The following is a 25789-nucleotide window of genomic DNA, read 5'->3' as shown; positions in this document are numbered from 1 at the left end:
AAGTCGGTTATTGTGCCGCCGTTACTAATTTTTTCTGGAACTGAAATCCCATACATAGTACACCTAGGATCAGCGCAATAACGCCGCTGACTACGAAGACGTTAATACCCATACCAGCAACTAATTTAGTCAATGGATTAACGATGAAAGGACTGACCACACCCCCGATTGAGTAAATCGCGACGTACACACCTAGGGCCATCGAAACACTGTTTTTGCCAACTGAAATTGAGATCAAATATGGAAATTGTCCCATGGCGATACTCATTGCGGCACCCACGATGAAGCTACCTACAAAGGCTAACCATAGCGAATGTCCAAGACCGATTAACAGGTAGGACAGGCCGTATAAGATAAACGAGATTGTGATGGATGAGTATTTGAACCGCTTGCCGATAACGCCAACAATCAAGCCGCATAGCATCCCCCCAATTAATGAAACGGTTGACGTCAGAGCGGCTTGTGAGGTTGCGCCAAGTTCTTCTTCAGCAACAAATAGTGAAATGTTGTTGTTCAAAACATTATTTAAGAGTAACGTGCAGAATCCCCAGAAGGCACAGTAAAAGACGTATTTGTTGAGCTTAATCTGTTCACCGGTGTCCTGATCGTTGGCTGCATTGACTGCTGCCGGATGCATCGGCACTAATGTTAAGATCACAATCAAAATAAGTGCTGAGAATAAGTAAATCCAATAATTATTTACCCAACCGTTCGTTGCAGCTAGCTGGCCGCCACCCATGATGAAGACAATACCACCGAGATTGGTGAAGGTGGTTGTTAAACCCATAGTGGACTGGCGTTCGGTTTCTGGTAGCATTTGAGAAATTAAGACTTGTGATAAATTGGTGCAGGCGCCTTGACCTAGACCGACTAAGCACGAGCAAAATAACAAAAACATAAAGTTTGTGTGAAAGGCTAATGGTAGAAAACCACCGATAATTACTAAGATTGCCGCACTAAGGGTTAATGTTTTGAGATTGAGCTTGGTTGCCGTTAGTTTGCCAATAATCAACCCTGCTAACATCATAAATAGATTAGGCAATGATGTTAGCATCTGGACACTCGTATTACTGAGTGAAAAATTGGATGCGATTGCTGCATAGGATGGGGTAATTGCGAGTGCCGCCATACCCATTGAACTGACTGCAAGAACCCCAATCCGGGTCTTAGAAACGTAGCTTTTACTTGGTCCCGATATCGATTTTGTTGTTTCCATGCTGGACATCCCCTTAAATAAAAGAATCAATATTGGATTTATGATTTAGTTGACAGTGGCGAACTTTGCTTTGACGTAAGCCGCGGCACTTGTTCCTGCAATTCGGCCCGACGTCCAAGTAAAGCCAGAGGCAAGTCCTTCAAATGCAGGATAGCTGTGTCCCTCATAGTAACCGCCAGCATTGGCGCCACCAGTATAAAGACCGGGAATAGGTTTGAAATCGTCATCTAAAACGGCGAGATTTCGATTGACCCGAACACCACCGACCGTACCAAGATAAGCGGCTTGGCAGATGAAGGCGTAGAAGGGACCATCACTAATTGAATAATCCAAAGACTGCAAGCGCTTACTAAATTCACTGTCGTTTTTAGATGCGACAGCTTGATTATAAGTAGCGACGGTCTGGCTCAATGTTGAAGGATCCATACCAGCATTAGTGGCTAGCTCAGTGAGTGTGTTCCCCTTAAAAGCTGTTTTACCAGTGACAGCTTCTTCAGCTAATGCGGTAAAGTCACCACTGCCAGTCGCTGCGCCCGGTCCTGCTTGAGAAACTTCTTCGCGATTGCGGTTGGTGGTGAATGTATTGAGCGTGGCCTGATCCACGATAAAGAGATATTGACCACCCTGAGACCAAGCAGCGTTCGCCCATTCAACGGTATCGTAGACCACATCTTCGTTGGTGAATCGTTGTCCCTGCATGTTGACCCATAGTTGAGGGGTTAATAATAATTGGGTTAATGGATTACCGGAAAAACCAGCAAGGTGTTGCTGAGAAGCCTTTTGAGTGACTTGGGATTTAGCTAGTTGCGCAGCATGAATGAGCGCATGGCTGTCGATGTCAGTACCGCCAGCTTTAACCATAGCAGCCAGACCTTCACCGTTATTTGGAACACCTAAGGTTCTTAGATGCGTGGTGTGCATGGTTCGAGCAACTTTTTCACGATCACCACCGTACCCACCGGTTGCCACAACGACTGCGTGGGCGGTGATTGTTAGCTGGTCACCTGAAGCGGTCATGGCTGTTGCACCAGTGACTGCTCCGTTGGTGATTACCAGGTCAGTAAAGGTCGTATTAAAGTGAAAATCGACACCGGCAGTCGTTAATGTTTGTTGGATGCGCTGATAGCTCTCGTCTTTATGTTGGTACATATGGTAGGAACCCCCACGATAATCATTATTACGATGCGCAAACTGAGTCGTATTGGCAGTTGGGTTGAGTTTGATTTCCATTCCCATTTTTTCCAACCAGGCTAAGGTATCTGCCGAGCGGTTAACGATCCGCGCAAGTAGGGTACCATTGGACAAATAGTGATTGTAGTCGGCTAATTGTGCAATGGCCTCCTGAGTTGTTAGGTGCATACCGGCTTTCCGTTGTTCACGGCTATTAATGGCGAAAAATCCACTTGAGATTTTTGTGTTACCGCCAATTTGTGATTGCTTTTCAATAACGGTGACTTTAAGTCCATGGGTCACGGCTGCGTACGCAGCGGCTAGTCCTGTACCACCTGTGCCTGCAATGAGGACATCAGTATCAATTGTTTGATTAGTCATAATAGTTGCACTCCCTTATTCGAATTTACAAAGTTAGTATAAAGCTAAAATATGCACAAGTTGATAGTGTATAATATCCTTATTAATATGTTTATATATCTTTTAAGGGATTGACAGGTGATAGTGATGGCTTCTATAAAGACGGTAAATAGCAATTATCAATTGAAAGAAAGCGATTTTATTGGTCTACGCCGTAATGATCTTTCAAGTTCACCAAATTGCAGTTCAGAGTTTCACATTCGCTTTATCGTGAGCCACGATTTCGCTGAATTAACATTAGCCGGAAAGTACGTGGCACTGTCCCCAGATGATATTGTAATGGTTTCATCTGCGCAGCCAATTAATATTATTAATAGGGGGGCACCAGTAAAGTTAAGTGTTTTTTCGGAACGTCTGCATGCGCCCACGCCATTAAACTTGGTGGTTGTCGGTGATAACCCAATGGTTCATGATTTAATGAATGCGGGTGAGCGGACATTGCGGTTTATTGTTTATCGCCAATTGCGAAATCAGATAACCCAACGGTACTTTGATTTGTTGACGGAGTTAGAACGGCAAGATTTGCAAGATGTTTTTATTGATTATCAACGAGAGATGACGGTGGGATTGTTAATGACGGAACTATTGCGGCATCATGAGGAACGCATCTCGATTACGGATTCTTATTTTCCTGGTAAAAATATTCGACATGTTAATGCTGATACGCAATCAGGGATGATTTTTACGTATTTAGTCGCACATAACGCAGATGCGACGTTAAAAGAAACGGCATGTTACTTTGGATATGACAAAAATTATTTTTCAAGGCTGTGTCGACGACTGTTCAACAAGAGCTTTTCGGAACAATTAACATTTATTCGTATTGAACTGGCCAAACGAATGCTGGCATTTTCTAATAAGCGAATTGAACAAATTGCAGCTGAATTAGGCTATAAAAATAATAGTAGTTTCTTTACTGCGTTCAAACGCGAAGTGGCGATAACTCCCAATGATTATCGTGAGCAGCATGGGTATCGGTTAGCACATCAGCATATCAATGATAATTAAAAATACAAAACGGCGTGCTACTGAAATGTTCCAGTAGCACGTCGTTGATGATTTTTTTATAGATTTTGTCCTTTTTCCCAAGTCGTTTTCGATAACAACAGCCCTTGCTTAACTAAAGTATCAAACAACGCATGGGTCCGGTTGGAAATTTCGGCGGCGGTTTCGCTATTGGCTTTGGTCAAGAAATCGGTCGGATTGCCGGTAATGGCTGCGTCGGTTGCGGCAACCCGGCCACGGGCATATGATTGGCACCCGTCGCGATAGGCATTGACCGTTTCAGAAAATTCATGCCAGTGTGGTTCAATCAAGACGGAGAGCGTTTTTGATAACCAGTAGACGTTATCAACGCTGACCGTGCTAGTTGTATTGCGATAATCAATCGGCGTGTCATTGATGTTGGTAAAGAAGGGCACGTATGGGGCGTAAGCGAAGAAACCTAGTGCGATCCATTGAATGGCGGCTTGCTTAGCAGGCACGTCATTCCGGATTTGCAGAATAGATGAGCACTGATTGCGATCCATCGCGATAGACCGGTAACGTGTTTGTTCACGGGCGTTACCAGAAGCGAAAGTGCCAAATGGATCGTAAGGCGTCCCGTTATAGTGTGAAGATAAGAAGAACTGGACGTCTTCAATAGCCAATTTTTTGCTTGGTTGTCGGAATAGCGGCATGTTTTGATCAGTGGGATTCTGTTCGATTTCGGGATTAAATAGTTTTTGACCATACCATGTTCGCGGAGTGTTGTAATAAGCATCCGCCTCACTTTGGGTACCGAAGATTTCACGGAAATTAAAGTGACCGGGTGTTGGGTTGAGGTGATACTTTTCAACGAAGTCCATTAAATCACTGGCACCTAGGAAATTGTCGGTATCGTTGAGATCCATCTCTTGCACCACGGTTTGGTTGGGAACAATTGCGTAGGTGTCTTCGGGCATCCGAACTGCCCCCCAATGGTGACCACCAGCGGTTTCGAACAACCAGATATCGTCGTGATCGTTAAAGGCGATACTGTTGCTTTCACCAGTTCCGTATTTTTCAATTAGGGCACCTAAGCGTTGGACACCTTCCTTAGCACTTTTAATGTAGGGTAAAACGAGGGTGACCATGGCTTCTTCATCTACGCCATCATGGACGAGCGGATCGTAACCGAGTACGCGGGCATTGGTGGCAGTGGTTTCAGTTGCGCTCATCCCGACATTTAATTCGTTGATCCCAGCTTCTTCGTACTGCCCATCGCTTTGATCGGCTTGGGGGGTTGCGGTGTAGCGGTAGGCATGGTCAGGCAGCGGAACGGTGACGCCGGTAGTTACGGAAGTGTAGCTGGCGTTAGTTTGGTCGTGGGCTTCGTGCACAATAAACTTAATCGGATTAATTGGGCCGTAGCCATCTTCGTTGCGGGCAACGATGGTCGAACCATCCATGCTAGCAGCTTTCCCAACCAATATTTCGGTACAATCAGTGTCTTTTTTCATTACATAGGTCACTCCTTAGTTAATTATAAGTATAGGAGCTTGCGGGGGGATTTCAACGTTAAATCGTATTCGTAATCATTTAAATAATAAAATGATGAGAGAATTGCCAGGTGTTTTCTGCATAAAATGTTGAATTTGATTGTGAAAATTAAATCATAGCTGACGAAAAAAGTTTAATTAGTCTGCTGGTATTGCCGATATAAAAGTTTTTATCGATACTGTGCCAAATTTTAACTTTGTGAATTAGTGAGTTTAATTGTGGCACAGTTTCCTGTGCCACGGGTCTAACTAGAAGTTCTTGAAACCGCTTACCCCGATGGATATGATTAAGTTGTTAAGAAAAAGGAAGGAGCTTTACCTAATGAGTGAAAATGTAAATACGAATGCAACCCAAAGCGCTCCTGTTGCGAAAAAGAAACTGGGCGTTAAGGCACGCGTTCAAAAATTTGGGAGTGCACTAAGTAATATGGTTATGCCGAACATCGGCGCCTTCATTGCTTGGGGCTTAATTACCGCCATCTTTATGGCTGGTGGTTGGTGGCCTAATGCTGGATTAGCTAAGATGATTCAACCAATGGTCCATTATTTATTGCCATTATTGATAGCGTTTACTGGTGGGACTTTGTTTGCCGGTCATCGTGGTGGGGTCGTTGGTGCGATTGCCACTATGGGGGTCATCGTTGGTTCTTCAATCCCAATGTTTATCGGTGCCATGATTATGGGGCCTTTAGGCGGTTGGTGCATTAAGAAGTGGGATGACGCCATTTCCGATAAGATTAAGAGCGGGTTTGAAATGTTGGTTAACAACTTCTCCGCTGGGATTATCGGGATGTTACTAGCAATCCTGGGTTACTTTGCAATCGGCCCATTGGTTGCTGGTGCAAGTGCTGCTATGGCTGCCGGTGTTGACTGGATCATTAAGATGAAGCTATTGCCATTAGCCAACGTCTTCATTGAACCAGCCAAGATTTTATTCTTAAACAATGCGATTAACCAAGGTATCTTAACACCGCTTGGGATTCAGGCTGCATCTAGTGCGGGTAAGTCAATTCTGTTCTTGCTCGAACCAGATCCAGGTCCAGGTCTTGGGGTCTTATTAGCCTTTGCCTTGTTTGGTAAAGGGACTGCTAAGGCTTCTGCACCCAGTGCGATTATTATTCATTTTCTTGGTGGGATTCATGAAATTTATTTCCCATACGTATTAATGAAGCCAGCATTGTTCCTAGCTGTTATCGCTGGTGGGGTTACTGGGACAGCCACATTCAGTTTACTAAACGTTGGTTTACGTTCAACACCTTCACCTGGTTCCATTATTTCATTACTATTAATGTCACCAAAGAGTATTTCTAACTACATTGGTTTAATTATCGGGGTAACGTTAGCAACCTTAGCATCATTTATCGTTGCCGCAATTGTCTTGAAACGTGACAAGTCGACCAGTGATGATGACTTAGCCGCTGCTCAAGGTAAAATGAGCGATATGAAGAGTGGCAATGCTGAAGCTGCTAGTGCGACTGACGCTGAACCAGCTGATGTGATTGCTTCATACAAAGATGTTGACCATATTATCTTTGCCTGTGATGCCGGAATGGGATCATCCGCAATGGGGGCTTCCTTATTACGGGATAAAGTCAAGAAGGCTGGCATTAGCATGTCCGTCACCAACACGGCGATTAGCAATTTGAAAGACGAACCTGGTTTATTAGTGATTACGCAAAACGAATTAGCTGATCGGGCGGCTCAAAAAGCACCACACGCCTTACGGTTAGCCGTTGACAACTTCTTGAGCAGTCCAAAGTATGACCAAGTTGTGGTTAACTTAAAGGCTCGTGATCAAGTTAGCGATGCTGCACCTGCATCCGCAGCACCACAAGCAACGACGGCTGCACCCGACGACCTACCAGCTAACTTAGATTTGAGTGTTGTTGATGAAATTGTCTTTGTTCACCACGATGGTCATTTAGGAACAGCCACAATGGCAACGTCCTTGATGAAGGATCGGGTCAAGAAAGCCAACAAGCATGTGAGTGTTAAGAACTTAGGAATTGACGAATTGGCTGATAATAATAGTTTATTAGTTGTTTCAAGTGCAGAAGCAGCTAAAAACTTAAAGACCCGTTACACGCAGGTCCAAGTATTAATTACTGACGATCTATTGAGTTCACCTAAATATGATAAGATGGTATCAGAATTGAAATAAAATGATATTATTACCATTATCGTATGAGGTGGCATCATGGTTAAGTTTACACAACGTCAAGATGAGTTGCTACAGCTGCTACTAGCGAATCCCGCCGGCCTTTCAATGAGTCAGATTGAAACCGGTCTCAATAGTAGTCGCCGAACAATTTATCGCGAGTTCAGTAATTTGGAATTGGTATTAGCCAATGCTGATTTGAAAATTGTTAATGAGAAGCATCACTTTCAACTAAGTGGATCACAGACGGCCCTGGCCAAGTTTCAAAGCCAATTGACAGCAGAGCGGAAGATTGCACCGGCGTTTGACTCACAAACGCGGCAAAACGCCCTAGCTTGTCGGTTACTGATGACGGGCCATTCCGTAAAATTAAAAGAACTTGCGCTTGACTTTGATGTGAGCGTTGCAACGATTTCAAACGATTTGACGGCATTAGCAACGCCATTCGCCGACTACGACTTATCAATTGAACGGTTGAAGTCCCGGGGGATTCAGGTGGCGGGGACTGAGGGTAGTATTCGCAATCTGTTTGCCACCATTTTGAATAATGAAATCAACGACTACGAGTTTTTTAAAACAATCGGGAAGTTGAACCAAGGCTTAGCAATATCAGCAAGTGATGAGCAATCGTATTTTTTGAACTTACTGGACGCCCAAACGTTGATTATCTGTTATCAAGCAGTGCGAAGTTTGAAGAAAAAGTACTTTTCTTCGGTGCCGGATGGTCAGCTACAACAGTTGATCATCACGTTGACGACGGGAGTAATGCGGTTACAGCATGAACGTCGGGTCACATATTTGCGCGGGATCAATCGGGATGATTTCTTGAAATATCAACGGATTGCTCTGGCAATTATGACCCAACTACCCGCTGAGATTAAGACGGTGGTGACGGGAGCTGAAATTGATTTTCTCGCCCAGCAAATTAAGGGCTTGACGTTTCGAATCGATCAAGACGCGTCGCTATCGAATTATGATTTGCAACTAACGTATCGGGTCAAAAAGTTTATTGACGCGGTTGCGACTAACTTTAACTGGTCGTTTGGGACGGATGACCGCTTGTTGAATAACTTGACGGCACATATGCAAATTGCCCTACAACGTAACGGTGTTAATGGTCCCGTGCCGCCAACCACTGAGTTACAAGAGGTCCGTGAACAGTATCCTAAGCTGTATTCGGCGGTGGTGCGCGGCTTCGCAACGATTTTTAAAGACCAGGATTTTACAACTGATGAGTTGACGTACTTGTTGATTCACTTTGCTAGTACGTATGAGCAACAGTTGAGTCACCAAGCACTCAAGGTTTTGGTCCTGTGCCCGAATGGGATGACGACGGCGCGAATTTTGAAAACGCGACTGATGCGGTTAGTACCTGAAATCACGGCTATCGAGGTTGCGCGGATTGGTAATTTAGGCCAAGTTAATTTACAAGACTTTGACATGATTTTATCCACGACAACGTTACCGGGATTTAAGTTGAATTACCGCGTTGTCAGCCCACTGTTACTAGAAAACGAAGTCACTGCCTTACGGGAATATATTCATCAGTATTTTCCAAGCACCAAAGTGATCGATTCACCGGTTGATGAGCCGACGAAAATCAACTTGGATTTTGACACCGTTTACCAACAGATGACGATTGCTAAACAGATCTTAGACCGTTTCACTATCACGCCGATTCGCAACGATGATGAGACGGTGGCCGAGATGCTGGTTAAGATCACGCGGCATATTGATTCGAACTTGATTCATGATCCGCTAGAAGTTGCGGGCCGGTTGTTACACCGCTTAGGACTGGCGCCGGTCGGTATTCCCAATACGAACTTGGCGTTGGTGCATACGTTAAGTCAGGAAGTCACCGCACCATATTGTGCGATTTTCGAACTTGACCAGCCATTACCATTTAAGAGTATGGACAACCAATCGATTCGGTTGCAGCGAATCGTCCTAATGCTCGGGCCCGCCAATATCAGCGATTTTGAAAATCGGTTGATGGGTAAGTTAAGCGCACTAGTCATTGAAAGTCAGGCCAATACGCAGACGTTTATGACTGGCGATCGCCAGCAACTTTATCAATTAATTAGTAAAGCATTTTTGAACGAACTAACGAAATAGCGTAGGTGAAAACAATGGAAGCTTTAGATAAGAAAATGATTGCGTTGAACCAGCAAGTGGCTACGCAAGAAGAAGGCATCCGCTTAGCCGGTCAACTATTGGTCGATGGCGGTTGTGTCGAACCAGAATACATTGATGCAATGCAGGCTCGTAATCAGGATGTCTCCGTATATATGGGTAATTTCATTGCCATCCCCCATGGTACTGAAGATGGCATGAAGTATATTAAAAAGACCGGGATTTCCGTGGTCCAAGTACCAATGGGTGTGAGCTGGGGTAATCCAGATGATAACGATGATGATAAGACTGTAACGGTTATCTTCGGGATCGCTGGGTTGAACGGTGAACACTTGAACCTCTTGTCTCAGATTGCCATATACTGCAGCGACGTTGCCAACGTTGCTAAGTTAGCGGACGCTCAATCTGAAGATGAAATCATAAATCTATTAAAGGAAGTTGATTAGCATGTTAGACGTACATTTTGGCGCAGGGAATATTGGTCGGGGCTTCATTGGCGAAACCTTGGCTGACAACGGGTTTAAGATTACTTTCGTTGATGTTAATGATACTTTGATTGACGAATTAAACAAACGGAATGGTTATACCATTGAATTGGCTGCAGAAGGTCAAAAACATATTGAAGTTCACGATGTTAAGGGTATTAACAACGGTAAGGATCCTAAGGCGGTTGCTGAAGAAATTGCCCAAGCCGATATGGTTACGACTGCGATTGGACCTAAGATCTTGAAGTTCATCGCGCCATTAATTGCTGACGGGTTAAAGTTACGGCAAGCTAACAACAATACGACACCAATTGATATCATTGCTTGTGAAAACATGATTGGCGGGAGTCAGTCATTAAAGAAATCCGTTTATGAATCATTAAATGAAGACGAACAAGCTTGGGCTGACCAAAATGCGGGCTTCCCTAATGCCGCTGTTGACCGGATCGTACCGCTTCAAAAGCATGATGATCCATTGTTCGTTTCAGTTGAACCATTCAAGGAATGGGTTATCGACAAGTCCCAGATGAAAAACCCTAAGATTCAATTAAAGGGTGTTGATTATGCTGACGACTTGGAACCATACATTGAACGGAAACTCTTCTCCGTTAATACTGGTCATGCCACCGTAGCCTATACTGGTAACATGAAGGGCTACAAGACGATTGGCGAAGCGGTCAAGGATGACAGTGTTGTTGACCAAGCTAAGCACGTTTTAGGTGAAACCGGCGACTTGTTGATTCAAAAGTGGGGCTTTGATCCTGAAGTACACCATGCTTATCAAAAGAAGATTTTGAGTCGGTTTGAAAACCCATATATCTCTGATGATATTGAACGGGTCGGCCGGACACCAATTCGGAAATTAGGTTTCAACGAACGTTTCATTCGCCCAATTCGGGAATTGAAGGAACGTGGTCGCGATTACAGCGCCTTAGTTGATACAGTTGGTGAAATGTTTTTCTTCAACTATCCTAATGATAGTGAAAGTGTTAAGTTACAACAATTATTGAAGGATGAACCAATCGAACAAGTCATTCGCGAAACAACTGACTTGAAAGATGAAGATTTAGTTAATGAAATCAAAGCTGCGTACGAAAAGCACTTAGCTGCAGCAAAGTAGTTCGATAAAAAAACTAATTACTAACCGCCATGGTAATTAGCTACAAAAGGCGCCCAGAAATTTAATTCTGGGCGCCTTTTGCGTCTTGCCTGACAAAGAGCCACTTGATAGCAGCCATCGCTGGGCGAGTTAACTGGAACGATGAACGTGTAGGTAGCTTATTTTTAAGACTGGCAGCACACGTTAATTTGGATGGTAGGTAATGCTAACTGTTGCCCTACCGAAGTAAGTCTAATGAGCAAGTATGTTGACCAGCATACGGCTACTTTTCCCAGAAATGCCACCAAGGTTTGGCCGCTTGACTGGCTTGTTGATCAAGTTGGTCAAGGACTTGGTTTAAGCGGTCACTGAGTGAATCTAAGCGCCGGATGATCATTTCTTGCTGCTTATAGAGCTCAGCATTAGTCGGGCCATCTGGCTTGGCCGCTGGTGCCATTTTGCTGGGATCGACGGTGGTTGTCGTGATGAGGGGCGACTTGGTGGTAGTTGCAGGCGCTGGTTTCTCAGACTGAGTCGTCGTTGCTGCCGGTTGTTTGGATGTCGGGACCTTAGCACCAAACGCCCGTCCTAGCGCAGTGGCTAACGTTGTGCCCTGTTCGGCGAGTTCGATGGCCGCCTGAAAAGTTTTTAAATCAGCGGCTGTATATAAGCGATGACTGTTATCGGCCGGGCGGAAGCGATTTTCATCGTTAAGCTGTTTTTCAACCATGGTGCTATATTTGCGCAACGTCACGGCTTTAATACCGAGTTGTTCAGCGGCGACGGAAGCGACTAATTCGGAGTCCTGTTCGGGACTGATTGTTTGTGTGGACACAAAAATTCCTCCTTTAGGTTATATCGTTTCTATAACGCTATTATATCGAATTTTTGATTGGTAGAACACCGATATACCAAGATTTTGTGACCTATGTACGTGATTCAGACCCGGAAGTCATAATTTTGTGGGAAAACATGCTATGATAGAACGGAAATTAATTGGAAATGAGGATTAGATATGATCGAACCAGTCGATAAGACGACTTTTGCGACGGTGGCTGATGGTACCGCGTTAACTGTGGTTGACTTTTGGGCGGATTGGTGTGGCCCTTGCAAGATGCAGGAACCAGTGCTTGAAGCGTTAGATGAACTGTACGATGGGCAAGTGAAATTTGCTTCGCTCGACGTTGATCAACATCAGGAAATTGCGCAGCAATTTGAGATTATGAGTATTCCGGCGTTAGTGATATTCAAGAATGGCCAGCCCGCTGAAAAGGTGGTTGGTTTTCATCCCCAAGCAGCATTGAAGAAATATCTGGATCAAAAACTAGCCGAAGTGAAGCCTGCCTAACGAGCGTTATTTAACGGTAGCTGTTGAAGCAATCAATAAGTCCCCCAGAAACGGTTACCGCATCTGGGGGACTTATTTTTCTTGGTGAGTAATTTACGCGTTATGACGTAATTGATAAGCTGCCCATGTGCTGAAAATGGCAATGCCAAGAATTGCGAGGTTAATGAGAATCGTTTCTGTCAGTGGCTGGGTTGATGGGGAGAAATACCTTTGTTCTAGTAAAAAAGTGTACAAAAACACGGGTGCGTAGAAGAAGCGGAGCCATCGTTGCTGGCGGTGTAACCACACCAGCGTAATTCCCGACAACCATATCAGTACTGATATAACAACCGTTGTCAGTGGACTAACTAGCATCGTCAGTGTGGCGATTATGGCTAGCAGATAGGGTGTTGTCATAAGTGGGTTCTTGAATGAGTTCATCAGTAGTGCCTCCTTATTGAAAAAGCTAATGCTCGTCTAAGTATATCGCGATAATCAAAATGTTTGTATTGCCATCATAAAATAAAATATTTAAATAGTGATTTTGACAATAAATCAGTTTAGCTGTCAAGTTAGAAATCGTTAATAGTTTAAGGGGAAGCGCAACTAGAAATGGCGAGTTGGTGCGACTGCCCTATTAATAATTAAATTATTACCGGCTTTGCCAATATAATTAGCTAAGACCATGTTAAATTAAGTAGCGTAATTATGGTAAAGTGGGGGGCTAATCATTGAAAAAATTGATTTGGGCATTACGGGTCGGTATCGTCCTCTTTGGTGCTTGTTTGGTGTGGGAACAAGTGCAGCTTGAACGGCATACAAGCCAGCGTCGGACCTATCATCAACGTCGGCTGCAGCGTAGTACCGCAGCAACGTTTAAGGCAATCCGTCAGCCACAACTTAGTGATTTTCCGGCAGCTAAGGTGGAAGCCGCACAAGTTTGGCTACACCTGAAGGGGACTCGGGTCATCAACGAGGCAACCCCGTTACATATCCGCAAAATTGCGGCCGGACAGCGAATTCAGCCAGACGATCCGCACAGCGCGGTCTATCATCACCAAATGACCCAGATTTATAGTGATGATTTACAAGATGCTACTAATAGTGTGATATACGCGCGGAATGCGGATAATACCGTATTGGTTGCGCATAGTCGTTCGGGGCAACGCTCGCAAGTGGGTCCGGTCGCCCAAAATGTTCACACAGCAATGCCAGCCGTTCAAAAGATGAAGATTCCGGCTAAACCATCCGCGACACTGCTTAAAGTCGTTCAACTGATCATTTAATATGGGGCAATTTAAAAGGCTAACCCACACGGTGGGTTAGCCTTTGGTGCGTGATGCTGGCCAGCTAATAGTGGTCATAGAGTTGCTCAATTAAGTCATCACTATTGGTAATGAGCTGGCGATTTAGTGAAATCAGATAGTCTGGTTGTGCTGGGTGAACGGCGTTGTAGAGCGTGTCTTCAATGAGACAGCCAGTCAGCGTGAACGACCGCTGCCGACCTTGAACAATGATGGTGAAGGAACGTCCACGACTAGTTACGATGACATTCAATCCCATTAAGTGGGTTAGGTTCAAACCTAACGTTGCAGTTGAATCAATTAATCCTGGTGTGCCAGTACGTTTAATCAAGACTAGGCATTCATCAATCCGTCGTAGCGAATTAAACATCGAAAATTTACTGGTGTTGCGCGGGTCCGATTTGACAGCCCGCGGCCGCCGTACATATGGTCCAACGACTATGTTCATAATGATTCCCCCAAACCATTTAGTTGATTGGTTTAATCATAACTAGTGCGAACGATTAGTGCGAAAATTTCGGCGCGTGTTGGTAGTTAGTGGGGCCAGTTTACGAGTTATCTTTGGAAGCTTTACTAACGTTGTGACGGAAAACACCCAGTGTATACAAATTCGCAATTACTGGACGCAATGGCGTTCAGACCATTGATCAGTAATTGCGAATTGAGTAATCGTGATGTTAAAAATGAAGCTAGGCTTTTACTTTGTTGTCTGCTTTTCGTGCTTTGACAGCTAATTCGGGAAACCAAATTGCAATTTCGTGATGCGCATTTTCACGGCTATCTGAGGTATGGATAATATTTCGTAAAATACCGTCTGGATATTCATGAGAGAAATCCCCCCGAATTGTGCCAGGTTGTGCTTCGGCAGGCCGGGTGCTACCAGCTAAACGATGCACCGCTTTGACGATGCCAGTACCACTTACGATAATGGCGACGAGTGGACCTTCCATCATGTAGGTCTCGATTTCCTTAAAGTAAGGCTTACCAACCTTCTCACTGTAATGTTGTTGAAGTTGCTCCGCGGTTGCTTTAATAACCTTTAAGGCGGCAATTTGATAACCCTTGCGTTCTAACCGGGTGATAACCTCACCAATGTGTCCTTCACTGACACCATCGGGTTTAACTAGGACCAATGTTTTTTCAGAATTTGCCATAATACGTGACCTCCTCGCTTTTTGAAAGCGGTATCATTTATAACTTAAATTGTAGGTGACTTTGAGGGGTACGTCAACTAGAATCGCCGTTTTATCATGAAAATTGCTTGTAAATTGGCGTCAGCTGGTCAATAATTGGGACGCGAGAAGCGGGCTCAACTAGCTGAATTATTTTCTATCGTTGGAAGATATCGCTATAATAAAATTAGTAAATCATAAAAGGATTTGATACTCATGCCACCACTTGATTTAACTCATATTCGACAACATCATACGGTTGCTGAATTAATTGCGCTAGGAAAGGCGCGGCGCCAAGTCACCCCATTTGAAAAATTAGGGACATTTACACCGGTGAAGCGAAACGCCAGTGATTATCTGAAACATGTGCGGGAGATGCTGGTACCAGAACTATTACCATTGCGGCGTGAACGAATGTCCGCTTCGGCTTTTGCATTCTTCCGGGGATCAGTTGAGTTAATGGATTACGATTTGGATTACCAGTCGTCCACTGAAATTCCCGCCGTAGTTTGTGGCGATGCTCATATTGGTAACTTTGGATTCTATGCGTCACCAGAACGGCGACTGGTATTTGACTTAAATGACTTTGACGAAGCTGGCGTCCATCCGTGGGAATGGGATTTACGTCGGTTATTAGTTAGTGTGTTGCTAGCTGCTCGTGATTCTAACTTTAAACCAAAAAAGGTCGAAAAATTGATACAGGCGGCGAGTGCGAGTTATCGGGAAGCACTCAAACGGATGTTTGATCAGACGACGTTAGACCGTTTTTATCGCGATAACGAAGTTCAGGCTGTCTTGAACTTCGGTGGTGCTCCCGAAGATACGGCCGATTTAATTGCATCCTTGGTTAAAAAGGCTCAAAAACGTAATTCAGAACAAGTTGTGCGTAAGTTTACGGTCACTAATAGTCGCGGTGAACGGCAATTTAAGGAGAACGCGCCCCGTTCTGTCCATATTGATCGGCAAACTTATCAAGGGCTAAAGGCCGGAATTAGCGAGTATTTATTGAACGTACGGACCGATGTCGCTTTGCTGTTGTCGCAATATGAAGTTACTGATATTATTCGGCATAGTGTGGGCGTCGGGAGTTTTGGGTCACTATGTTACTTGGTTCTTCTGACGAGTACGGATGGTAGCCATATGGTGTTACAAATCAAGGAAGCTTTACCAACGCGGAAAGTCGGGAGCCAGTCGCGGCCAGCGTTAACGGCCGCCATGGAATTGACGGAAGGGCAACGGATCGTCAGTTCGCAACGCATTTTACAAGCAACCTCGGATGCGTTCCTGGGCTATTTCCAAATGGAAAATAAGAGTTTTTATGTCCGTCAATTTCGGGATATGAAGGAATCCATCGATATTCCAACCCTAGACTGGGGTCAATTCCAAGCCTATGCAAATACGTGCGCAATGATTTTGGCAAAGGCTCATGCGCAAAGTCCAACGGCGGCCATGATTCGGGGATACGTTGGTAATTCGGCGAAGTTTGATGAAGCCATGGCTAAATGGGCCACGGCGTATGTTGAACAAGTTGATAATGATTATCAAGATTTCTTAGATGTTTGATGGTTTAAACGAAGAGTTGATCAAATATCGCGCTGAAACGCGTGACGATTAGACGTGTATTGAAAATAAAGAAAGGGTCATCGGAATCATTGATACTCCGATGACCTTTTCTGTCGGTAATTAGACATAGACTAAAATATTTTTCTGGAGCGTAAGTCTTGATTTAACAACGTTTTTTGGCGATTGAACAAGTGATTTTGAAAATTGATAGGCTAAAATGGTTGCACTTTTTCAGCAACTTGATATACTTACTATTAGTAAGTGAAACGAAGAAATTAGTTTTGAAAGGATTGTTTGATATGACAAAATATGGTGTAATTGTAGGTTCTATTCGTAAAAATTCTTATTCTAAAGGGGTCGCTGAAGCCATCGTTGCTGGGTTACCGGACGACGCTGAAGTAACGTACTTAAATATCGCTAAGTTGCCACTATATAACCAAGACTACGATGCGGATTCACCCGTAGAATATACAGAATTTCGTCAGGCCGTTGCGGCTCAAGATGCGTTCATCTTTGTCACACCTGAACATAACCGTAGCATCCCAGCAGCCTTGAAGAATGCTTTGGACGTTGCTTCACGTCCATGGGGTCAAAGTGTTTGGGGCGGCAAGCCTGCTTTGGTTGCTTCCCAATCGATCTCTGGTATCTCTGGCGTCTTAGCACACCATGTTTTACGTCAATCCTTGGTCTTCTTAGACATGCCAACGATGCAACAACCAGAATTGTACATCGGTAATACTGATAAGTTGGCTGATGAAAATGGGCATATCACAAATGAAGGCACCCAATCATTCTTAGCTGGTGCTGGTAAGCAATTCAGCGAATTTGCAGCGAAGTTTATTGGCTAAATAAGTCGTTAAATATTTATGAATAAGGTCTATCAGTGAAAGCACGTTTAGCCACTGATAGGCCTTATTTTTTATTAAGACTTTGTGCGTGGCACTCAAAAAAATTATTTATACAAATAATTATGAAGTGCTGACAGAGTCTGACGGCCAAACTTGATTGTTAAGTCCGCTTAATAAACCGATTTTGACAGTTTTGTAATCTGGTGTTTTAGATCGAAATGTAATAGAGTTATATTAATAATTTATGTACGTGAAAGGTAACGATAGCATGGAAACAAAAATTCTATATCAAAAAGTTGCCGCAGATCTTAAACGACGGATTCTAGATGGTGACTATGAAGTAGGCGGCTTAATTCCAAGTGAAGGGGAACTTGAACGTTACTATCAAGTCAGCAAGATTACCATTCGCAAGGCGGTCGAAGTTTTGGTCAGTGAGGGCTACTTGGAGAAGAAGAGTGGTATTGGCACGCGCGTTATTAGTAACGATCTATTTAACAAGTTGACGCAGACGCAGTCGTTTACGGCAACGGTCGGCCAGCAAGGAAAGTTGACCAAAGAGTTGATCAAAATTGAACGCGTGCCAGCTGTCCCTGCATTGCTACCCAGCGAGTCTCAAGGGACGATGTTACGTATTAAGCGCCGTTATTTATTAGATGGAAAACCATTTGCGGTTGTCGATCATTATTTACCGAATACTTTGGTTCCTACTAAACTAACGGCCCTTCGGCATCGTTCACTGTATAAGATTTTACAGGAGAATGGTCAGACGATTACACATTTTCAAGATAAATTCAGTGCTGTCACCCTGGCGGATAGTGAGCGGGCGTTGCTTGAAAGTCAAACGCCATTAGCGATTCGGCGCGAACGTAAGGGGTATGATGGTCACCAGCGGCTAGTTGAATTTTCTATTGCGACTTATCAAACGGATGTTGTCCCGTATCAAATAAATTATGACGTTTTATAAATTGAACCGATACGCGGTCTGATATGCGCTGATGCACTGTGGTGGTCAGCGCATTTTTATCAGGTCGGAAGTTCAGGCGGATGCTATGCAGATAACAGTTGCCGAATATGTTGGGTGAAGTCTGGGGCCTTGCCGTTAATGTTGGGGCAATGGCCTTATTTCAGCGGACCTTAAAAGGTGTGTTCAGACATTTAGAGATAGGCGAGGGATAAAAATGGTGTTTATATCAGTTGGCCCAACCAACAAGTTTAAAATACGATTGGGTTTCACTATTTTTTACATCATAACATTATAATGTTATGATGTTTGCCAAAAGGAGGGAACGCCATTCTGAAAATAATACGTGAATTTTGTCGAAACCAGCACTGAATCTGTTCCATGAGAAAGTAAATATGGGGTGGAACGGATGTTGATTATTAGCTCAGCGACCGTAGCAGCATTGGTTGGTCAGGATTGCTGATGTTGCGTAATTAACAATACACTCATTGGTAAACTCATGAAAGGAAATGTACAAACTTTCTTGGCGCGGAGGACACTAAGACTTCTACGCATACCATATTTGTATGACTGGTGTAATATGGATAACTTTATCAACATGTTAAATGCTAAAGTTTTGCCAGTAGCGAATAAAGTCGGCACGCAGCGGCATATGACCGCGATTAGAAAAGGAATCATCTCAACGCTGCCATTAACGATTGTCGGATCGTTCTTTACCATTCTCAATAATATGCCGATTGAAGCGGTGGCTAACTTTTTGGCGCCTTACGCTGAAATTTTGGACGTGCCGTTTCGTTATACGGTTGGAATCTTGGCCTTGTACGCAACGTTTGGAATCGCATCTTCACTTGCCGAAAGTTATCAGTTAGATAAATTAACTAATGGTGTTTTAGCCGTCTTAGCATTTCTCGTGTCGACCGCAGTACCAGTTCACGTGACTAAAAATGTTAGCGGTGTCATTAGCAGTGGGCGATACATTAACATTGCTAACTTGAGTGCCTCGTCGTTGTTCGGCTCGATTATTACGGGATTATTGACGGTAGAAATTTTTCGTTATTTAAAGAATCGCAATATTACCATTAAAATGCCAGAAGGGGTACCACCAGAAGTTTCTAATTCCTTCGTAGCCTTAGTCCCAGCTGCCGTTATCCTAGTGTTGTTTTGGGGCATTCGCTATCTTTTGGACTTTAATATTTCCTCATTTTTAAGCACGCTACTGATGCCCCTCAAAGGTGTTTTGGTCGGCAATAGTTTGTTTGGTGGTCTACTGACGATTTTTCTCATTACTGGATTTTGGACATTAGGAATTCATGGGGCTGCGATTATGGACCCTGTTATCCGGCCGTTCTGGGAAATGTCGATTGCCCAAAATATGAGCGAGTTCACTAGTGGCACGAGCGCCCATAATCTGTCGACCATTTTTACTGAACAATTTTTGCAATGGTTTATTTGGATTGGTGGAGCCGGAGGGACGTTAGCGTTGGTTGTGTTGTTTATGTTTTCTAAATCGACCTATTTGCGCGATCTAGGCAAGTTGTCCTTGTTACCCGGTCTGTTTAATATTAACGAACCGATTATTTTTGGGGCACCCATCGTGATGAATCCGATTCTAGGGATTCCGTTTATTATTGGTCCTTTAATTACTGGAAGCTTAGCTTACGTGTTGACAATCACCGGCGTCGTTCCGATGATGATGGCCAGGTTACCGTTTACTGTTCCGGGACCACTCGGTGCGTTTATTAGTACAAATTGGAGTGTTCCGGCGCTGATACTCTCTTGTGTTAACTTTGTCATTGACCTTGTTATCTATTATCCGTTTTTCAAAGTGTTTGAGAAGCAACAGCTTAGCAAAGAATAGAGGGATAGCATGTTTGGAATATTGATGTTAGCAGCATTCGTAATCGGCAGTGAATGGTTAGTGAGTCGGGGGGTGATGCCAGCATATTTGATCAAAGCACGAACGGGTCAGACTTTGTGGCGTGCTTTACTGAGTATCCTTGTAACGGTCGGGCTAGTCGGCTGGCTTCATTTACCAGCTGTGATTGCCATAGTAGTGACGATTTATTTTGCAACAATTATTGCGAACCGCTACCTGCAAGTTTTTGAAGCAATGGAACGGGGGAAACGCGGATGACGAAGCGGACATTAGGAATTTCGTTGTACCCAGATCACAGTGTCTTTGAACGCGACCAGGCTTATTTAAAGGTCGCTGCCAGTTATGGGTTTACGCGACTGTTCGTCAGTATGTTGGAAGTACAAGACGGTAAAGAACGAGTTACGGAGAAATATCAGCGGATTATTCAGTCGGCGCATCAGCTGGGCTTCACCACGACCCTAGATGTGTCCCCGAATATTTTTGACCAACTAGGTGTGTCCTATCAGGATCTAAGCTATTTTGCGTCATTAGGAGCGGATGCAATCCGATTAGACGCCGGCTTTGATGGGCATCAAGAAGCCTGGTTATCGTATAACTCACAGGGACTTAATCTTGAACTGAACATGAGTAACGACGTTGAGTATTTGTCTAATATTTTGTCATACAGTGCCAATCGACCGTTTCTTTATGGCTGCCATAACTTTTATCCGCAACGTGGGACGGGGTTGCCCTTTGATTTTTTCGTTGCGTGTTCACGCCGGTTCAAACGAGCTGGAATTGAAACGGCAGCGTTTGTCACGGCGCCAGGCGCAACAATCGGTCCATGGGATATCAATGATGGCTTACCAACTTTAGAGATGCACCGTGACTGGCCGCTACAAGTACAGGTACAGCACCTCTTTTCGACAGGATTAATTGATAGTGTGCTCATTGGTAACGCCTATGCGAAGCAGGAAGATTTGCAAAAGCTCGGCGCGCTTAACCGCTATCAAATCACGTTTGCGGTGACCCTTAGTGCGGACATCCAGCCCGTAGAACGCCAGATCTTACTCGATAATTTGCACGAGCGGCGTGGCGATATCAACGATATAACGATTCGGTCAACAGAGGTTCGCAAACGCTATCATGATTTTAATCGTGTCAACGATGACCGGCACACTTTTCAACGCGGTGATGTTGTGATTGGCAATGAGCAGTTCGGTAAATATCAGCATGAATTACAAATTGTGCAACAGCCACACACAGATACTCGGAAGAATCTGGTGGCAACGATCAATCCTGACCAACTCGTATTATTGGATGCAATCGGGCCGTGGGCGAAATTTTCCTTTGAGGTCGCTCATGACTGAGTTATATATTCATAATGGCCGAGATGTTAGCGGTGCGCCCGTGGCAGTTTTAATCACTGACGGAGTCATTGCGGAAGTGGGGACTGAACTGACTGTCCCAGTCGGCTGTCCAACTTTGGATGCCCAGGGATGCTATATTACAGCTGGCTGGATTGATGATCATACGCACTGCAATGCGCACGCGGCGCTTTATTATGACGACGCCGATGCAATCGGTTATCGAACGGGTGTGACCACCGTTATTGATGCGGGCTCCACCGGTGCGGATAATGTGGCTGATTTGTACCAGCAGGCGCATCGGGCGGCTACTAATGTTTATGCCTTGCTTAATATTGCGCGTACGGGCATTGTGGCTCAAGATGAGCTGGCCGATTTGAACCAGCTTTCATTTTCAGCCCTACGAACAGCGATTAAACGTTATCCAGACTTTATTGTAGGACTGAAAGTACGGGTCAGTAAATCAGTAGTTGGCGACAATGGTGTCGAGCCACTCCGAGTAGCGAAACAATATCAAGCGGATCTGACGGCTCAGTTGCCGTTAATGGTTCATATTGGTAGTAATCCCCCTGAATTGGCGGCTATTATCGCGTTAATGCGGCCTGGCGATGTCTTAACACACTGTTTTAACGGCAAGCCGAACGGTATTGTGAATTCCACGGGTGAAGTCGCACAGTATGTTCGGAAGGCGTATCAAAAGGGCCTTATTTTTGATGTCGGTCATGGGACCGATAGCTTCAGTTTTCGAACAGCAGCGCTTGCCCGTACCGCACACCTATTTCCACAAACATTAAGTTCAGATATTTATTATCGTAACCGTCTGAATGGACCAGTTTATAGTCTAGCAGTTTGTGTGGAAAAGCTACTATTGCTAGGATATCGGCTTGAGGAAATTATTCCTATGATTACCACCAATCCGGCACGTATTTTCAAATTAACCCATAAGGGGCAGCTTTGTCGGGGTTACGATGCTGATCTTACAATCTTTCAGACAGTGACGGCTCCCCAGATCGTTGTTGATTCAACGGGAGAAGAGCGAATTGCGCCCACCCAAGTCATACCCACATACAGTGTTATTGCCGGAAGGGTCTACACGTGTGGTGTAGACAAGTGAAACTAATTATGACGAAAGGAAACCGTGCCATCGGTGAGATAGTTACTCACTGGGGACGTTAGTGAATACATGGATATTTATGAGAAATACGGGTTGAAGCCCGTAATTAATGCGGATGGGAAGATGACGATTTTAGGCGTTTCTCAAGTCAGTGATCAAGTTGCGGCCGCCCAAAAGCAGGGCGCCCAGAACTTTTTTGAAATGGCCGAACTGACCGTTCAGACGGGTCGTTATTTGGCAGATTTAATCGGCAGTGAGGACGCGTTGATCGTCAATTCTGTTTCGGCCGGTATTGCGCAAGTGCTGGCCGGTATTATTGGTCGTGGTAATGCCTATCATGTGACTCATCCATATACAACGCAGATCACGCAACGGGAGGTTATCATGCCACTTGGACATGATGTTGATTATGGGGCCCCTGTTGATGTGATGCTCGCGGTTGCGGGAGCCCAACCCGTGTTGGCCGGTTATGCTAATCGATGTACGGCTGAGCAGTTGGCAATGCAGATCACGCCACAAACGGTCGCAATCCTTTACATTAAGAGTCACCATACTGTTCAAAAGAGCATGCTAACGATTGCGGATGCCCTGCAGGTGGCGCATGATCATCATTTACCGCTGGTGTTAGATGCAGCGGCAGAAGGCGATCTTCGTCGGTATTTACAATTAGGCGTGGATGTTGTGATTTACAGTGGCGCTAAGGCAATTTCGGGGCCGGCATCTGGGCTGGTTCTAGGACGTCAAACGTACGTCGAATGGGCACGACAACAGAACTACGGTATCGGTAGGGCCATGAAGATCGGTAAGGAAAACATTCTTGGTTTGGTAGCTGCCGTCGAACAATATTTAACAACCGGTCCCGAGAGTGGCGCATCGATGAAAGCCCGCTTAGCCCCCTTTATTGCGGAATTACAAACGCTACCGAATGTCCAGGTTGAAATGGTTCAAGACGGCGCTGGGCGTGATATTTTTAGAGCGAGTGTGCGGATTGCTGAAGCGGCCAAAATCTGTCAGGCGTTACGGAAAGGTCGACCAGCCATTTATCCACGAGAATATCGTGTTAACGAAGGACTGATTGAATTTGATATCCGCGCTTTGACAAGTGCTGAAATGACACAAATTGTTGAACGATTACGAACCATTATTGAGGAGGAAAGCACATGCAACTGACACCTAATTATTTACCAAATGGGATTTGTTTGAACGTATTGGCTAATTCAGTGACGAACGCGGAAGCTTGTTATGCAGCTGCGGAAGGACACGTGGTGTTGGGTGTCCTCACGAAAAACTATCTGAGTGATGAGTTTGCCATTACTGATATGCGGCGTTACCAAGCCGCAGTGAACAATGCAGTTTCGGTTGGTTTAGGTGCTGGTTCACCGCAACAAAGTGCAATGGTGGCGCGAGTTGCCGCAGAAATCTAGCCACAACATGTTAATCAAGTCTTCACTGGTGTGGCGACTAGCCGGGCGTTGCTAGGTCAAGCCGATACTGTGATTAATGGGCTAGTCGCGCCGAGTGGTGAAGTCGGTTTGGTCAATGTGGCAACGGGGCCACTTAGTTCGCAGTCAGCAAAAGCGAATATTCCCGTTGCAACCGCAATTACAATGCTCAAGGATATGGGCGGGACGTCACTGAAGTACTTTCCAATGCAAGGAACGGCTCACCTGGAAGAATTTAAAGCAGTGGCTGCGGCGTGTGCTGACAATGAATTTGGTCTAGAACCAACCGGTGGACTGGATCTCACTAATTTCCAACAGATTGTACAGATTGCGGTCGCCGCTGGGGTACGGCAGATTATTCCCCATGTATACAGTTCGATTATCGATGCAACTACTGGTGAGACGCAACCGGAAGCGGTCGCCCAATTGCTGACGATAATGAAACAATTCTAATGGGCGGTGACTTATGAAAATCCTAGCGTTTGGGGAAGTGTTACTTCGCTTGACTGTGCCCGAACATTTAATGCTGACACAGACTGATGAGCTGAGAATGAGCACCGTTGGCACTGGCGTCAATCTATTAAGTAGTTTGACACACTTCGGTTATCGCACGCGACTACTGAGTCGTCTACCAGACAATGCACTTGGTCAACGAGCAGCGGGCGAACTTCGACGATATGGCATTCAGGATGACTACGTTACCTTTGGTGGACAACATATGGGTGCTTATTTCGTCGAACTTGGGTACGGGTCGCGGCCGGAGCGGGTCACTTATCAGGACCGGCTCAGTAGCGCATTCTGTCAGCAGCCTCCTGATGATCAGGAAATTGCGGCGGCGTTGGTTGGCTGTCAGTTTGTGCATATCTGCGGTATCACGCTGAGTCTGACTGCGCCAGTTCGCCAAGCCGCGCTACGGTTAGCACAACAGGCTCATGCGAACGGACAACGCGTTTGTTTTGATTTCAATTATCGTCAGCAGCTCAATACGGGAGTCGCCCATGAGACGCTTAAAGCGCGATATCAGGAAATTCTGCCATATGTGGATATTGTATTTGGGAGTAAACGAGACTTGACGGCGTTATTAGATTATCCCGATGATGAAGATCGCACTCAATCTGCAAATCGTGAATCCGAGGCAGCACTCTATGAACAATTTGTGCGTGATTATCACATTGACTATTTTGCGGGAAGTTATCGTTATCAAGTTGGCCAGCAAAAGTGGTTTGCTGGTTTTAGTTATCAGCACCAACAACTAGTTGTCGGCAAAGCTCGGCCATTGATGATCTTGGATAGAATCGGCAGTGGTGACGCCTTTGCAAGTGGCATTATTACTGGCCTGATTGAGGGGTGGTCACTACAAAAAACAACGGATTTTGCAATTGCTACGGCGATACTAGCGCAAGCGACAGTTAATGATGCGCCCGAATTCACTAAAGAAATGGTTTTGGCGGATATGGCTAGTGACGGACAATTAGAACTAATTCGCTGATGACGGTGGTTGTCACTTGATAAGCAACATGAAATTAATGAATTTTCAAAGTAACGTAAAAACGTACTTATAAAATCAATTTTGATTTTATAAGTACGTTTTATTGTTGATACAATAACTGATACCAGCAACCGGTTATTATAAGCT

The 25789-nt window shown here is 44.8% G+C and carries 23 protein-coding genes and 1 pseudogene; 17 read left to right on the top strand and 7 right to left on the bottom strand.

The features are described 5' to 3' along the window. Positions 1–7 precede the first annotated feature (7 nt). Positions 8–1216 (bottom strand): MFS transporter, encoded by a 1209-nt coding sequence (locus tag ACWQAU_RS01245; protein ID WP_027821554.1) that lies wholly within the window; start codon positions 1214–1216, stop codon positions 8–10. Between the two features lie 45 nt (positions 1217–1261). After that, positions 1262–2767 (bottom strand): FAD-dependent oxidoreductase, encoded by a 1506-nt coding sequence (locus ACWQAU_RS01240; protein WP_027821553.1) that lies wholly within the window; start codon positions 2765–2767, stop codon positions 1262–1264. 126 nt (positions 2768–2893) lie between these two features. On the opposite strand from ACWQAU_RS01240, the gene ACWQAU_RS01235 reads away from it, so the two are divergent. Then, complete coding sequence (locus tag ACWQAU_RS01235; RefSeq protein ID WP_027821552.1) at positions 2894–3814, top strand: helix-turn-helix domain-containing protein; 921 nt, start codon at positions 2894–2896, stop codon at positions 3812–3814. 56 nt (positions 3815–3870) lie between these two features. Here ACWQAU_RS01235 and ACWQAU_RS01230 read toward each other — a convergent pair whose 3' ends face one another. Continuing rightward, complete coding sequence (locus ACWQAU_RS01230; RefSeq protein ID WP_027821551.1) at positions 3871–5286, bottom strand: C69 family dipeptidase; 1416 nt, start codon at positions 5284–5286, stop codon at positions 3871–3873. Between the two features lie 361 nt (positions 5287–5647). Between ACWQAU_RS01230 and ACWQAU_RS01225 the strand changes: the two genes are divergently transcribed. The 4 genes from ACWQAU_RS01225 to ACWQAU_RS01210 are packed head-to-tail and all read left to right on the top strand — an operon-like array spanning position 5648 to position 11221. Further along, positions 5648–7486 carry a PTS mannitol-specific transporter subunit IIBC gene (locus ACWQAU_RS01225; RefSeq protein WP_003646378.1) on the top strand — a complete coding sequence of 613 codons (1839 nt, stop codon included), beginning with the start codon at positions 5648–5650 and terminating at the stop codon, positions 7484–7486. 36 nt (positions 7487–7522) lie between these two features. Next, positions 7523–9598: a BglG family transcription antiterminator gene (locus ACWQAU_RS01220; RefSeq protein ID WP_003643698.1), complete on the top strand. Its 2076-nt coding sequence runs from the start codon at positions 7523–7525 to the stop codon at positions 9596–9598. Between the two features lie 14 nt (positions 9599–9612). Then, positions 9613–10062 carry a PTS sugar transporter subunit IIA gene (locus tag ACWQAU_RS01215; protein ID WP_003641824.1) on the top strand — a complete coding sequence of 150 codons (450 nt, stop codon included), beginning with the start codon at positions 9613–9615 and terminating at the stop codon, positions 10060–10062. A 1-nt stretch (position 10063) separates the two neighbouring features. Further along, positions 10064–11221 (top strand): mannitol-1-phosphate 5-dehydrogenase, encoded by a 1158-nt coding sequence (locus ACWQAU_RS01210; RefSeq protein WP_011100927.1) that lies wholly within the window; start codon positions 10064–10066, stop codon positions 11219–11221. Between the two features lie 262 nt (positions 11222–11483). On the opposite strand, the gene ACWQAU_RS01205 is transcribed toward ACWQAU_RS01210, so the two are convergent. Next, complete coding sequence (locus tag ACWQAU_RS01205) at positions 11484–12035, bottom strand: MerR family transcriptional regulator (protein WP_027821550.1); 552 nt, start codon at positions 12033–12035, stop codon at positions 11484–11486. Positions 12036–12215: 180 nt separating this feature from the next. Between ACWQAU_RS01205 and trxA the strand changes: the two genes are divergently transcribed. Beyond that, a complete protein-coding gene (trxA, locus tag ACWQAU_RS01200; protein ID WP_003641827.1) occupies positions 12216–12548 on the top strand; it encodes a thioredoxin in 333 nt (110 codons plus the stop codon). A gap of 93 nt (positions 12549–12641) precedes the next feature. Here the strand turns inward: trxA and ACWQAU_RS01195 are convergent, their stop codons facing one another. Continuing rightward, positions 12642–12968 (bottom strand): hypothetical protein, encoded by a 327-nt coding sequence (locus ACWQAU_RS01195; RefSeq protein ID WP_013355135.1) that lies wholly within the window; start codon positions 12966–12968, stop codon positions 12642–12644. Between the two features lie 290 nt (positions 12969–13258). On the opposite strand from ACWQAU_RS01195, the gene ACWQAU_RS01190 reads away from it, so the two are divergent. Next, positions 13259–13813 carry a hypothetical protein gene (locus ACWQAU_RS01190; protein ID WP_003641829.1) on the top strand — a complete coding sequence of 185 codons (555 nt, stop codon included), beginning with the start codon at positions 13259–13261 and terminating at the stop codon, positions 13811–13813. A 64-nt stretch (positions 13814–13877) separates the two neighbouring features. Here the strand turns inward: ACWQAU_RS01190 and ACWQAU_RS01185 are convergent, their stop codons facing one another. Both ACWQAU_RS01185 and ndk read right to left on the bottom strand, forming a co-directional pair. After that, positions 13878–14279: a hypothetical protein gene (locus ACWQAU_RS01185; protein ID WP_003641830.1), complete on the bottom strand. Its 402-nt coding sequence runs from the start codon at positions 14277–14279 to the stop codon at positions 13878–13880. 241 nt (positions 14280–14520) lie between these two features. Beyond that, positions 14521–14985 (bottom strand): nucleoside-diphosphate kinase, encoded by a 465-nt coding sequence (gene ndk / locus ACWQAU_RS01180; protein ID WP_027821549.1) that lies wholly within the window; start codon positions 14983–14985, stop codon positions 14521–14523. Positions 14986–15219: 234 nt separating this feature from the next. Here ndk and ACWQAU_RS01175 point away from each other — a divergent pair, with 234 nt between their 5' ends. From ACWQAU_RS01175 to ACWQAU_RS01130, 10 genes and pseudogenes are all read left to right on the top strand, one after another. Beyond that, entirely contained in the window at positions 15220–16566 is a 1347-nt protein-coding gene (locus ACWQAU_RS01175; protein WP_003641832.1) for a DUF2252 domain-containing protein, read from the top strand. 299 nt (positions 16567–16865) lie between these two features. Further along, on the top strand, positions 16866–17414 hold the full coding sequence (locus ACWQAU_RS01170) for an NADPH-dependent FMN reductase (RefSeq protein ID WP_011100931.1): 549 nt from the start codon (positions 16866–16868) through the stop codon (positions 17412–17414). 268 nt (positions 17415–17682) lie between these two features. Further along, entirely contained in the window at positions 17683–18378 is a 696-nt protein-coding gene (locus tag ACWQAU_RS01165; protein ID WP_027821548.1) for a GntR family transcriptional regulator, read from the top strand. 577 nt (positions 18379–18955) lie between these two features. Then, positions 18956–20233, top strand: coding sequence for a PTS sugar transporter subunit IIC (locus tag ACWQAU_RS01160; protein WP_011100933.1), 1278 nt, complete (start codon positions 18956–18958; stop codon positions 20231–20233). A gap of 9 nt (positions 20234–20242) precedes the next feature. After that, entirely contained in the window at positions 20243–20509 is a 267-nt protein-coding gene (locus tag ACWQAU_RS01155) for a hypothetical protein (RefSeq protein WP_027821547.1), read from the top strand. Next, positions 20506–21600 carry a DUF871 domain-containing protein gene (locus ACWQAU_RS01150; protein WP_033608019.1) on the top strand — a complete coding sequence of 365 codons (1095 nt, stop codon included), beginning with the start codon at positions 20506–20508 and terminating at the stop codon, positions 21598–21600. The genes ACWQAU_RS01155 and ACWQAU_RS01150 overlap by 4 nt, the downstream gene beginning before the upstream one ends. After that, complete coding sequence (locus ACWQAU_RS01145; protein ID WP_027821545.1) at positions 21593–22711, top strand: amidohydrolase/deacetylase family metallohydrolase; 1119 nt, start codon at positions 21593–21595, stop codon at positions 22709–22711. Before ACWQAU_RS01150 ends, ACWQAU_RS01145 begins: the two co-directional genes overlap by 8 nt. 69 nt (positions 22712–22780) lie before the next feature. Next, positions 22781–23881, top strand: a complete 1101-nt coding sequence (locus ACWQAU_RS01140) for a DgaE family pyridoxal phosphate-dependent ammonia lyase (RefSeq protein WP_027821544.1) — start codon at positions 22781–22783, stop codon at positions 23879–23881. Next, positions 23872–24606 (top strand): annotated as a pseudogene (gene dagF, locus ACWQAU_RS01135) (2-dehydro-3-deoxy-phosphogluconate aldolase). The gene ACWQAU_RS01140 and the pseudogene dagF overlap by 10 nt, the downstream one beginning before the upstream one ends. A 13-nt stretch (positions 24607–24619) precedes the next feature. Continuing rightward, complete coding sequence (locus ACWQAU_RS01130) at positions 24620–25642, top strand: sugar kinase (RefSeq protein WP_027821543.1); 1023 nt, start codon at positions 24620–24622, stop codon at positions 25640–25642. Positions 25643–25789 lie beyond the last annotated feature (147 nt).

Source organism: Lactiplantibacillus sp. 3062 (genome assembly GCF_055413545.1).
The sequence above is the reverse complement of the archived record's forward strand: the minus strand, read 5'-3'. Positions and strand labels throughout refer to the sequence as shown.